The 13,248-nt window shown below is 37.2% G+C and carries 8 protein-coding genes; 2 read left to right on the top strand and 6 right to left on the bottom strand.

Going from position 1 to position 13,248, the window contains the following annotated elements; translation table 11 throughout:
- The first annotated feature begins 68 nt into the window (after positions 1–68).
- Positions 69–746: a ClpXP adapter SpxH family protein gene (locus tag ESP02_RS02510; protein ID WP_002373092.1), complete on the top strand. Its 678-nt coding sequence runs from the start codon at positions 69–71 to the stop codon at positions 744–746.
- A 70-nt stretch (positions 747–816) separates the two neighbouring features.
- Here ESP02_RS02510 and pepF read toward each other — a convergent pair whose 3' ends face one another.
- The 4 genes from pepF to spxA form a co-directional block, all read right to left on the bottom strand.
- On the bottom strand, positions 817–2,625 hold the full coding sequence (pepF, locus tag ESP02_RS02505) for an oligoendopeptidase F (protein ID WP_002373090.1): 1,809 nt from the start codon (positions 2,623–2,625) through the stop codon (positions 817–819).
- A gap of 179 nt (positions 2,626–2,804) precedes the next feature.
- Positions 2,805–3,803, bottom strand: coding sequence for a competence protein CoiA (locus tag ESP02_RS02500; RefSeq protein WP_025478372.1), 999 nt, complete (start codon positions 3,801–3,803; stop codon positions 2,805–2,807).
- A gap of 97 nt (positions 3,804–3,900) precedes the next feature.
- Positions 3,901–4,554: an adaptor protein MecA gene (locus ESP02_RS02495; RefSeq protein WP_002373086.1), complete on the bottom strand. Its 654-nt coding sequence runs from the start codon at positions 4,552–4,554 to the stop codon at positions 3,901–3,903.
- A 330-nt stretch (positions 4,555–4,884) separates the two neighbouring features.
- A complete protein-coding gene (gene spxA, locus ESP02_RS02490) occupies positions 4,885–5,283 on the bottom strand; it encodes a transcriptional regulator SpxA (protein ID WP_002296384.1) in 399 nt (132 codons plus the stop codon).
- Positions 5,284–6,047: 764 nt separating this feature from the next.
- Between spxA and ESP02_RS02485 the strand changes: the two genes are divergently transcribed.
- Positions 6,048–6,755, top strand: coding sequence for an HAD family hydrolase (locus tag ESP02_RS02485; protein WP_025478370.1), 708 nt, complete (start codon positions 6,048–6,050; stop codon positions 6,753–6,755).
- A 145-nt stretch (positions 6,756–6,900) separates the two neighbouring features.
- On the opposite strand, the gene ESP02_RS02480 is transcribed toward ESP02_RS02485, so the two are convergent.
- Together ESP02_RS02480 and ESP02_RS02475 are read right to left on the bottom strand one after the other, a co-directional pair.
- The gene (locus tag ESP02_RS02480; RefSeq protein WP_038399110.1) at positions 6,901–10,095 is read right to left on the bottom strand and encodes a DEAD/DEAH box helicase; all 3,195 of its coding nucleotides are present in this window, start codon (positions 10,093–10,095) and stop codon (positions 6,901–6,903) included.
- A gap of 18 nt (positions 10,096–10,113) precedes the next feature.
- A complete protein-coding gene (locus ESP02_RS02475) occupies positions 10,114–13,242 on the bottom strand; it encodes an AAA family ATPase (protein WP_002373075.1) in 3,129 nt (1,042 codons plus the stop codon).
- Positions 13,243–13,248: the final 6 nt, after the last annotated feature.

The following is a 13,248-nucleotide window of genomic DNA, read 5'->3' as shown; positions in this document are numbered from 1 at the left end:
TGTTAAGTTATAGGATGTGAAAGAATCTAGTCACTAGTTGTATAGAATCTATTTTGGGGGAGATTCATATGATCGAAATCTATTTATTTGTTAATCCTTTAGGGGAATATTGTTTCGAAATGGAGCAACAGTTATTACAATTTATTGAAGAAGAGTACGGAACACCATCAAAAGAAAAGATGCAATTTCGCTTTCTTCCTTTGGTCAATTTGCAGACAATTGGGGATGTCATGCAACAAAAAGGAATTTCTCAAAACAATCTTGAGAAACGTAACCACTTATTCTCAACGACTTATTCTGCCGCATTAGACTGCAAAGCGGCTCAATTCCAAGGAAAGAAAAAAGGCCGCCGTTTTTTGATCAAACTGCAAGAAGCAGTCGGCTGCAATAACATACCATATTCTCATGCACTTGCTGAATCGATATTTGAAGAGATTGGCGGCGATTTGAATATGTTTAAAGAAGATCGGCAATCTGACTTTGTTAAAGAAGTATTCTTTTCCGATCAAAAAATTGCTCGGGAAATGGGCATCACGAAACATCCTTCCGCAGTCGTTTACAATTACGCTTGCGATCGTGATTTTGGTGTTTTAGTAGAAGTAGAAGGCACAAGCAGTCTTTGGAGAATCAAAGAGCTGTGTAAAACAACAGATAACTCGTATCAAGTTTTTAATGGTGAACATTTACATACAAATGATTCTCAGTTCCATTCACGAACTAGCCATTTACACTTGCTTTCTAATTAAAAAATACGTCGACTCCCTTACAAGAGAGCCGACGTATTTTTTTCGTTTCTATTCGAAAAAATCAAAAATCTTATAAACGATCAATCAATTCTTCTAATTCATTTAGTCGTTGTTCAAACATCGACATTGCATCTTCGATATACGCAGCCTGTGTCATATCTACTCCTGCTTTCTTCATCACTTCAACAGGATAATCACTGTTACCAGCTTTTAGATAAGCCAAATAGTTCTCTAGCGCATCTGGTTCTTGACTAAGTATCCTTTTCGCCAACGCTGAAGCAGCAGAAAAACCAGTCGAGTATTGGAAGACATAGTAATTATAGTAAAAATGCGGGATCCGTGACCATTCAAATTTGATTTCTGGATCTTCTTCGACTGCCGGACCATAATATTTTGCATTCAATTTACCATAACTATCACTTAGATATTCACTAGTCAATGGCACACCTTTTTCATCTTCCGTATGCATGAAGTGCTCGAATTCAGCAAATTGTGTCTGGCGGAAAACTGTTCCTTTAAATCCATCCAAGTAATGGTTGAGCACATAAGCTCGGACGCGAGGGTCTTTTTCTGTTTCCAATAAATATTCTGTTAGGATATTTTCGTTCGTTGTCGAAGCAATTTCTGCTAAAAAGATGGAGTAGTCACCGTATACATAAGGCTGGTTCGACCGTGTGAAATAACTGTGGACACTATGTCCCATTTCGTGGACAAGCGTAAACAACTGATCCAATGTATCATGCCAATTCAATAAAATATATGGATTTGTGTCATAGCTTCCCGAAGAATAGGCACCACTTCGTTTTCCTTTATTTTCGACAACATCGATCCAACGTTCAGAGAATGCTTTTTCTACAATAGTCATGTACTCTTCGCCCATTGGCTTCAGTGCTTCCAAAGCTTTCTCTTTTGCTTCTTCATACGTAAAGGTGATTGGAGCTTCTCCTAAGACCGGTGTATAAAGATCGTACATGTGCAGTTTTTCCACTTCTAATAAACGTTTCCGTAATTCCATATATCGATGCAGCAAAGGCAAATGCTTGTTTACTACATCTACCAAAGTGTCGTATACACTTTCAGGAATATGATTATTGCTCAAAGATGCTTCTCTGGCAGAGCTGTAATTACGAACTTTTGCTTTAAAATTATGTCCTTTTATATGCGTACTTAAAGTAGAAGCAAACGTATTTCTAAATTGTTCATAAACACTGTACAACCCTTTAAATGCGGCTTCGCGAACACTTCGATCCGTGCTTTCTAGCAACTGACCGTACACGCCATGAGATAATTGGACTTTTTCACCATTCTCTCCTTCGATCGTTGGGAAAACTAAATCTGCATTATTCAAAACAGCAAATGTATCACTTGAAGCCTCAAAGATTTCACCTGCTCCTGCAAGAAGCGATTCCTGCTCGGCAGATAAAACATGGGCACGATTATCTACTATTTGCTGGATATAGTGACGATAGACTTCTAACTTCGGTTCTTCTTTGAAATATTGCCAAATCCGTTCATCTGATAACTGCAATATTTCTGGTTCAAACCAGGAAACAGCTTCACTAACCTTTGAAAACAAACTACTTGCTCTTGCATAAAGCGCTTGATATTCTGTATTCCCAGTATCTTGATCGTTTTTAAGGTGCGCATAGACATAAATGATTTCAGTTTGGCGATAAACACTCAACACAAATTCAATCGCATCAAGAAATTGAGAAGCGCCTTGATCAAGTGTTCCTTTGTATTTTTCAGATTTTTTTAACTTTTCTGATAATTCTAGATATTTCTTATCAAATTCTTGGTCGCTTGAAAAGATCTTGGTCAAGTCCCAAGTTAAATTTTCAGGCAATTCTTCGCGTTTTGGCAACTGCTTTACTTCCATGAGATCCACTCCTTTTTATCCCTTTGTCTCTGTCGATCAAAATAGATCATTGTCTAACATCCACATGTTACAGCATCTGATTTTTCTACTACTAATCTATGTGTCTGCTTCTATCAATTTTAGCACAACTGAAACTTGTTTTACATAGAAAACCGGTTCCTGTCCTATTTTTATACTTACTATATTTTCCAAGAGGACAAACGTGTGCATTCATCAAAAAATTGCCGATAGACCATCTCTTCCTCAATCATAGGGAAAAGCCACTTCATTTTATATTCTTTTACTTGGCAAAACCATGAGCTGAAATCAGGTACTTTCTGTTGTTTTAAGGATTCTTCGTACAACATTCGATAAAGAAAAACCTGTTCTCGTAAATAAAAGAAAAACCGACTGTTTTGATAGATCCACGGTGATAGATACAAAAGGTGCTTGTGACGCAAGTAGCACTGTTCTTGTATGGATACTGTATTTTTTTGTTTGTAAATCAGCTGGCGCGCCAACCACTTCTTCCCATCCTCACTTAACTTGTCTGTTTTCTTCATCTGATTTATTTTGATCTCATTATTAGTAAATATTTTTTTAAGATCATTACCAGAAAAAGTCCAGCAGCTACTGAAAAAAGAAATGTGACCTGATACAGTCTCTGTAATATGATGATATAAATAAAGTTTTTGGTTCTTAAGGTCAGCTTTCCAGCAATGTACCCCCCTTTTTCTATTATAATAGCAGCAACTTTTTTCTATCAATGAAAATTGCCGTTGTCCAAGAAAAGAATGACCAAGTATCCACCATACTTGGTAACCGTTGTTCAAATAACTTTTGGTTCTTTCAACAAATCTCTGATGAGACAACCTAGAACATTGGATTTCTAATGCTAGATTAGCCAATAAAATATCTGGTCTCTGCCTCAATCTTGGCAAATAGGCTTCCAAAAATGCAGGTTCTGCTGACTGTCCTAGCCAATCCATGAAACATTCCTTTAACTGCAAGTGTTCTTCTGATTCCCCCTCACTAAAAACCGAACAGTTGTCGGTTTTTCGATGGGCAAAATGAGCACATCTTTTCTTTCCCTTTTTCAAAACCACTCTTTTCCGACAACTACGACAATAATACGTTTTCTCTTTCTCTGCATATTTAGCAGAACAGCATTCATGATATTCATTCATCGCAAGCAGCATTTTTCTCCCTCTGAACTTATTTACGTCTAGCAATTTATTTACACGAAAAAGAGCCATATCGATATATGATCGATATGGCTCTTACTATAATGGTGATTTATACAAAATAAAATTTCGTACGCTCGATAGCATTACGCGCCATCAGACACTTTCCATACTCATTCAGTGTTTCTGGTGTACGATCGCTCTTTTCTGCAAACTCCAAAATTCGAGCAATCTGATTCTCTACATCCGCTTGGTTGAGATTCTCCATCCAGAAATGAACGACTAGGTAATAACGCTCTTCGAATAAGTACAAATCAGTCCAAGCAGATTCTAGTTCAACATCTGTTGCCAGCTGGATCACTTGCTCAAAATCTTCAAAAGCAAAAATTGCTTGTCTTTCCTGTTCTTCTAGGGCGCTTCCAGATAATTCTTCATCCGGATCGCTACCAATAATTTGCTGACGGAGAAATTCGCTCACGTCTTCTGAATCAACAGCAGAATCTTCTGATTGAGAAATTTCTTCATCTGGCAGGTTTTTACTGATAAACAGTTCTAATCCGTCTCCTTTTGGCAAAACTTGGAAAGTGACAGCTTCGCTTCCTCGGAACTCCTCTTCGATATCAACTTCTTCCAGAATACTATAAAAGAAATTTTCGATTTCTTTGTGATTGCCAAGTAAATCCAAAAATGAAACGCCCCGTTCTTCTAAATCTTCATGACCTATCAGTACACGGATCGTATTTTCATTAATATGTTCCATTTCCATTTTGCTACACCTCACTTTGCCGCAATGTTCAATATAGATTCATTGTAGCGAAATCAGCTTAAATGTAAAGAAAAAAAATCCCGCTGTTAAATGAATTTAATAAAACCAGCAGATTTTTTCAATCGTTCAAGCTATCTTATTTAACTATAACATTTTTGGGAGATGAATACTATATAGCCGACTTTTTAGCTAATCAATCACTTCTGTTTTTCATACCATGACCACTCTCACACCTTTTTTTGTGCCCACAATAAAGAACGCTATTTATAAAAACAAAAAAACTTGGAAAAACTATCATCAAAATAGTTTTTCCAAGTTTCATTTTATCTTCTATAATCCAGCCATCAATTGTGCTTGACGCAATTCTAATTGTCGTACATCGCGCGGCAGGAATCGACGAATCTCATCTTCATTAAAACCAACTTGTAGACGTTTATCATCAATCATGATTGGACGGCGAAGCAATCCAGGATTGTTTTGCACAAGTTCCAATAGTTCTTGTAACGGCAGATCATCTAAATCCATGTTCAGTTTTTGGAATACTTTGGAACGTGTCGAGATGATTTCTTCTGTTCCGTCTTCTGTCATTTGTAAAATCGCTTTTAATTCAGAACTGTTCAATGGTTCTGAAAAAATATTACGTTCAACAAATGGAATCTGATGTTCTTGCAACCACGCACGAGCCTTTCTGCAGGAAGTACAACTTGGGGAAGTATATAATGTTAACAACGTGCACCACTCCTTTTCGTGATAAGAATCACTTTTTTGTAACAGAAGATCATAATGATCTCCCATCTGTTTCTATTATACATAATCAACTTTTAAATAGCTACCTTTTTTTCATAATTTTTTTAAAAAAATGAAAGTTATCTAAGGTTAATATACAGTAAAACCAGCGTTCTTGCTTTTTCTATCATTTAAAAATTAGAGTTTTCAAATCTAATTCAAATTTTATAAGACGATGAAACAGCCAATAAAACTGTACTATTATTTTATCTAAAAACACAAATGAAACCGATTTCTTAAGATTTTTTATGTTTTTTATTTCTTTGATAGTAATGATTCTTGTCATTTTAGATAATATTGTTCTTTATTATAACGCTTATTTTCTCTGTTATATAAGCGGAATATTTTAAAGCAATGATTACTAGATAAAATTTACTATAAACAAATAAACTAAATAACGTTATTTTATGTTTGAATAGTTATATTGAGACTGTATTAAAAAAATAAACCTTTCGAAAATTCCTCAGAGATTGCATTAAAATAAACCAACCGAGTTACACAATAATGATTAATTTGTTCATCAAACCTATTGATGTGTTTCATGATTTTTAGTGAAAAAAACTGAAATCTAAAAACCTTATTCTGTCAAGGAAACAGAAATATAGTAAGAAAAACCTTTATTTATCAGCTTTTTTAGATAATTTTTTCTGTTACAATAGTCAAGGATTTGTGAAAAAATCAATGAAAACCGAAAGGCGTGTAAAATTTTGATTAAATCAGTTGTGTTTGATGTTGATGATACAATGTATGATCAGCAGCAGCCATTTCGAAACGCGGTAAAAAGAGTCGTGCCGCTTGTTTCAGATGAAGATATGCATCCACTATATATCCGATTCCGTCATCATAGTGATGAAAACTTTCCAAAAGTAATGGCAGGAGAGTGTACGCTAGAATATATGCGAGCACATCGAATCAGCCAATCACTAAAAGATTTAGACTACCCTCACATCACAGAAGAAGAAGGTCTCCTATTTCAAAAAGTTTACGAGGAAGAACTTGATAATATCTGTTTGCATGAGGAGGTCAAAAAAACACTTGACTTCTTGAAGGAAAAAAATGTCCCATTAGGAATTATCACAAATGGACCGACTGACCATCAGACAAAAAAATTAAAACAACTTCAATTGAATAATTGGATTCCTTCCCACAACATGCTGGTTTCTCAAGCAACAGGGTTCCAAAAGCCAGAAAAAGAGATTTTTCAGCTTGCTGAGAAAGAATTTCATATGCTTCCAGGAGAGACTCTATATGTTGGCGACAATTATGACAATGATGTTTTAGGTGCAAAAAGTGCCGACTGGCAAGCACTTTGGTTCAACCATCGAGAACGCAAAATCGACCAGACACCTATTTGCGATATCGAGATTTCTTCTTTTGATCAGCTATTAGAAACAATGAAGACAATCTTTGCTTAACTCCTATAAATAAAAACAAAAAATAATAGCAAGGAAATCGGGATAAAACAGAAACCCAACTTCCTTGCTATTTCTTAAATCAACTAAATACTTGCTTTTTTCGAAAGATCTTCTTATCCATTACTGAACGATTGTTTCGAATCTCTTACTTCTCAATCTCTCCTACACTTAAGATCATGCGGATATCTTCTTCAGTCAGTTTTGTCAGCTGTTCTTCATTTCCTTGGATCACTTTTTGGAACAGTTCGCGTTTTTCTTGTTGGAGCGAATCCATTCGTTCTTCAATCGTTCCTTCAGAAATCATACGCCACACTTCTACCACATTTTTCTGTCCGATTCGATGCGCACGACCAGCAGCTTGTTCTTCAATTGCAGGATTCCACCAAAGGTCATACAAGATGACCGTATCTGCTCCTGTCAAATTCAGTCCCGTTCCCCCGGCTTTTAAAGAAATCAGGAAAACATCTTTTTCGCCTGCATTAAATGCATCTACCATACTTAATCGATCTTGCGGTTTTGTACTGCCTCTTAAATAAAATGTTGAGATCCCCAGCTCGGCTAACTCTTCTTGTAAGATAGTAAGCATACCTGTAAATTGAGAAAACAGCAGAACTCTGCGTTTGTTCTCTTTGGCAGCAACTAATAGATCTTTTACTTGTTCGAGCTTGCCAGAACCACCTTGGTAATCTTCAATAAACAGACGGGGATCGCAACAAATTTGACGCAACCTTGTCAGACCTGCTAGTATCCCGATCCGGTTTTTCTTGAATGCTTCAGAATCCATTGACGAGATTTCTTCACGCATTTGACGCAAGTAAGCTAAATAAACGGTCTTTTGTTCTTCTGTCAGTGCAGAATATAGATTCATTTCTGTTTTTTCTGGTAAGTCTTTCAACACAGTTTGTTTATCTCGCCGTAAAATGAACGGTCGGATCATTTGCGCAATTTCTTCTGCGGCAAGTTCTCTGAATTTTGTTTTGGTTGGGAAAAATCCTGGCATGATTGTTGCAAACAATGACCACAATTCTTCTAAATTATTCTCGATTGGTGTCCCACTTAATGCAAATCGCTGAGGCACAGCTAATTCTCTCAATGCTTGAGCAGTTTTCGTACTACTATTTTTGACCATTTGCGCCTCATCAAGGATCAAATAATCAATTTTTTGTGATTGGTAATCAGCTAAATCTTGTCTCAAACTGGCATAAGAGGTCACTCGAATATCTGCGTCTTTAGCCAGCAATTCTTCCCGTTCTTTTTTATTCCCATTGATTACTTGGATACTCAAAGAAGGAGCAAATTTTTTTACCTCTGCCTGCCAGTTGTAGATTAAGCTGGCCGGCGCTACGATCAAAGCAGAAAAGCTTTCCCGTTCTTCTTTTTCCGAAAGTAAAAAGGCAATCGTCTGCAGTGTTTTCCCAAGTCCCATTTCATCGGCTAAGATACCGCCAAACTGATAATGGCCCAACATCTTCAACCATCGGAATCCTTGCTTCTGATACTCTCTCATCTTTGCATTCAATCCTTTGGGAAGCTGCGCCTGATACCCTTCTGGATGAATGAGATCTTGGACCATCGTTTGAAACGATTCGCTAAAAGTAGCATTGCTTTTTTCCAATTGATTTTGAATGATCAGTCCTTGATTCTTAGGTACATGGATCGTCCCTTCTTCTGAACGTATTGACTCTCGTAATTGTTGCAATACTTGGCTTGTTTGTTGGAATTCCTCTGAATCAAAAGAAAGAACCTGTCCGTTTTCCAATGTATAAAAAGCATCATTTCGCAACAAGCTTTGCAGTACATGATCAATCTCTTGCTCTTCTATTCCCGATACGTCGAACCGAATATCAAGCCATGAACCAGTCTCGGTTACTTCGATTTGCGGTTGATTTTTATGCGCATCTAAATACAACTCCCGCAACTTTCTGCCAAGTCTGACTTCACCAAACTGACGGAAAACAGATAGTTCTGTACGGAAAAAGGCATACAGTTCCTCCCCGCTTGGCAACGGACGCTCATAGCCAGTTTCATTTTTCTGGTAGCGATACATCCTGAATAAATCAAGGACTCGTTTTTCTTCAGCTCTGTCACGCAGCACCTGAAAGTCCTGATTGGCCGAGACCTCATGTTTTGGATCGGTCGAATAGATGACTTCGCCATAAACGAAATCGACTCGAGCTTGGATTTTTCCTTTGGCTTTTCGGAAAAAGAAAATAAATTCGACTGGAATATCTGCTACTTCCTTTTCTACTTCAGAGGCAACCACTACGTCTCCTATTTCCGAAAGAAGAGGAATGATTTCTTTAAACAAGGCCGGTAGTTCTTTTTTCTTGAATACTACTTCTGGTTTCTCCAATCGGCGAATCAATTGTTTCCAAGTTTGATAAACTGTTTGTTGATGCTTCGTTAGAGAATAGAATACTCCCTGGATAAGTCCCCACTGATAATGCATAAAGAAAAAATCAAAATCATTCAATGCTTGTAACAAGTAATCTTCTCCCTGTTTTTCCACTTTGAATGATAAAGGCTTGTTTTGATCGGAAAATTGGATTCCTTGATCGTTTTGTTCATTTATCTGCAGATGCAAACGTGTCGTCTGATTCATCTGTTCTAGCAGGAAGCGGGCTTGTTCTACTGGGAGAAGCAGGTATCTTTTGTCTAGTTTCCCTTTGACTTGCAAGCCATTCGTGCCTAATAATTGATGCGTTTGGGCACTTCCTGCAAGGTGAGCGAGTATTTTTTGATCTTCTTTTTGAAAAGCCCGTTTGTCTAGATGAAACTGATACTGCTTATTGACTGTGTAGGTTTCTTTTTCTGTGTAAGCCTGTAAAAAATCATAGATGTTTTTTACGATATATGTTTTTTTCGGCGATGCCAAAGAACCGATACGTAAGTAAAGCGCCAAAATAGAAAGCTCTGGATGATACTGATTTGTCTCAATCGTTTCTACTTGGTATTCAATAATCAAGGGTTGCACCGCTTGAGGATTTTTTTGTATTTTTAGACGAGAAAAACCTTTTGCAATGATTTCTCCTTCACTTGTTGTTTTTACCGGTTCTAACATCGGCTGGTCTTTTTTCATGATACGAGATAGATTTTTCGACCGTAAGTAAAGTTCCACAGCAACTGTATGCTTACAATATTTATGTTCCTCCCAATATGGACATTGGCAGTAATCTATCTCTTTTGCTGTCCCATCCAAATCAACCATATACAATTCACTGCCCAAGACTTCTGCATGCCACACGTTTTCTTCTTGGTCAGGGACAACCGATAACACTCGACCTTCTTGCAAGTATTGACGCCCACGTGCAATGACTTTTTCCGGAATACTCCATTTCATAGTTACCAATCTCCCTTTTTATCCAAGTTGATAGCGTATTTTGCTTTGTCCGCTACCTTCTGTATCAATTCTTATTTGCTGTAATACTCGTTCTTTCAATTCTCTTACATGACTAATGATCCCGATCATTCTTCCTTCACTTTCAATCGTTTCTAAAGCTTCCATCGCCATTTCCAAAGCTTCTTCATCTAATGACCCAAAACCTTCATCAATAAACAATGCATCGATTGCTACCCCACCAGCTTGTGTCTGGATCACATCCGCAAGGGCTAATGCTAAAGAAAGTGCTGCAATAAAACTTTCACCGCCAGACAGCGTATGCGCGCTTCGAGACATGCCTGCCTGATCATCATAGATATTGATTTCTAATCCGGTTTTCCCTCGATAACTGCCGATCGTATCCGCTAGTTCAAACTGATAACGATTTTTCGTTAAACGCTGGAGATGATCATTTGCTACTTGTAACACTTCTTGTAGATAAACTTGAAGCACATACCGTTCTAAACTAGTCTTCTTAGGATTTTCTCCGTTGAATGTTTGCGAAAGCTGCTGTAATTGCGTGAGTTCATCTAATTGCGTCTGGCTTGTGTGATAAATCGAAAGACATTCATCGTAGATTTTCTGGTTATTGATTTTTTGTTCTTGTAAACTGTATATCTTTTCTTGCTTTGTTTCGATCATCTCTCTTATCTCTTCCAATTGCTGGCTGATCTCTTCTGTATCTGGAACTATCTCCGTCAGCTGGATATTTTCTAATTGACGTAGTCGGTCAGTTGTCACTAATTGTGCTTCATGATAAGTAGTGATTATGCGCTGGTTCTCTTCGTATTGTGCTTGCTGTTGTGCGAATGCACAGACTTCCTCAGTTGTTGAAAAATACGATTGGCTTTCCAGCTTTTCAGCTATTCTTTGCTGTTCTTTTTCTATTTTTTCATCTGTTTTTTCTATTTGTTCCTGTTGAAGATCAAGTTGTGTCCGAAGCATATGCAGATCTTGCAACAATTGCATTCCTGCTTTCTGTTCAGCAGCAAGTTGGTTCGAGTCTTCTTCTAACTGTTTTTCAAGTTGTCGTATCTCTTCTTCTAAACAGTTGCTATCCGTATCTTGTAATTGTTTTTCTAAACTTTTGATTTCGCCTTGCAGTTGTTGAAGCTGATTATTTTTTGCTGTCTGTTGCTGCTTGTAGACAGCTAATTGCTGCTCAACCTTTTCTACTTGTTGGCTTATTTCTTCCAGTTCTGCTCTTGCATTGGCTATCTTGCTTTTTCGTTTATCTAAAGATTGTTCGATTACTGTAAGAGCAGTTGTTGTTTTTTGTTCTGTTATCGCAGGAAATGCCTGTTGCAAAGCCTGTTGTAAGTGTTTTTCTTGTCCAGCTAGTTGTATATTCGTTTCCATGATTTTTTGTTCTAAATCAGATAATTGCTGTTGAAGATTATTTTCATATGCTTCATTTTTGGCAATGATTTGCTGGGTTCTTTCTACAGCTGACTCAGCTTCTGCCAGTTGTTGCTCTACTTTTAAGATATCTTCCTTATTTGGCTGTTCATGTTTTGATTGTTGTACGGGATGTTCTGTCGACCCACAAACCAGACATGGTTCCCCCGGACGCAAAAAAAGCTGAAGACGAGCAATTTTCTGCTTTGCCCATTGGCTTTTCAGCTGTTCTGCTTGTTCTATCTGTTGTTTCAATCGCTGATTATTTTTTGTTGTTTCTTCGGTTGCTTTTTTGAGCTCTTCTCTTATCTGTTCGAGTGATTCGATGCTTTTTGTTTTTTGTTGTTCTATTTCCTGCTGTTTTTCATCTAGATGTTTTAACTGTCCAAAAGCAAGACGATCTTCCTGCAGTTTTTCCTGATCCAATAAGATTTCTTGAAGAATTCGAGTTCTTTCCTGATAAATAGCCTGTTTTTGATGTAGCTTTTCGGCGTTCGTTTCTTCTTTATCTAATGAATGTTTTAATTGTTCTGCTTCTTGTTTTTTACTACGCAAGGCTTCGACAATCGGTACCATCATCTGTTTGTTTTGCAATTGTTGAGCAGCTTCTTTGATTTTTGTTTGCCGATGTATGCGGTCTGTTTCATTTTTTTGCCACTCTTCATAATGTTGCGTAGTCATCGCTAGTTTCTTTGTTTGTTCACTGCTTTTTTGTGACAGTTCTATTTTTTCAGCTTTTATTTCTTTCAGGTGCTGGATTGGTTCAATTAAGCGTTGTGTAAATTCATAATACCCAATCCATCGTTTCTTTTCCTCTATTTCGTCTTTTTGAGCGGCTAATTTCTTTTGCTTATTTAGTAATGTCGCTTTTTCTTCATAGCTTTTTTTCAAGGTTTCAAAACGATAGTAGGAATTTTCTAATTGTTTCTGTTTCTCCTGATAGTCTGCTAAAACTTCTTTTTCTTCAGTGATTTGTTTTTCTAGTATGGCCTGATGGTTTGTCCATTGGGAAAGAACGGCCTCAAATCCTGCTGCTGCTTCCTCTTCTTTGACTAAAACAAATCTTTTTTGCAGAAGATGAAGTTCTTGCTCTAAATGATCTAGTTTTTGTTGCTGTTGCTTTGCTTTTTCCTTTAATCGCTCATTGAACTGTTGGAAAAACTGAGTACCGAACAAATGACGTAAAACAGTCTCTTTCTCACTGCTTGATGAAACCAAAAAATTACGGAATTCTCCTTGGGGCAGTAAAACGATTTGGGAAAACTGTTTCGCATCGAGATTCATCAGTTCTCTGATCAACTGGTCTGCTTCTGTACGTTTTGTGATTTGTTTTATTTCTTTTCCTTTCCCATCAAAAATGGTCAACGTTACTTTAGCTGCCTGTTTTTTTGTTCCGTTTCCTTTTCGTTTCGCTAAAACTTGTTCTGGTTTTCGTTCGATTTCATAGCTCATCTGCTGATGTTCAAAAGAAAAAGTCACGCTTGTTTCTTCTTCTGGTGTAGCAAACAAGGAACGCATCTCTTTTCCAGAACGAAGTCTTCCGGAAGTTTCACCAAAAAGTGCGAAAGTGATCCCATCAAAAATCGTCGTTTTTCCTGCTCCTGTCTTCCCGCTGATCAAAAAAAGCGGTGCTTCTGTCAATCGTGAAAAATCAACGGTCTCATTGATAAAAGGACCAAAATTTTTAAGTTTTAATTTTTTCGGTTTCATTCTTGA

Source organism: Enterococcus sp. NBRC 3427, assembly GCF_007996925.1.
In the GTDB taxonomy this organism is placed as follows: Bacteria; Bacillota; Bacilli; order Lactobacillales; family Enterococcaceae; genus Enterococcus_B; species Enterococcus_B lactis.
Note: the sequence above shows the minus strand (reverse complement) of the source record. Positions and strands in the feature narration are given on the sequence as shown.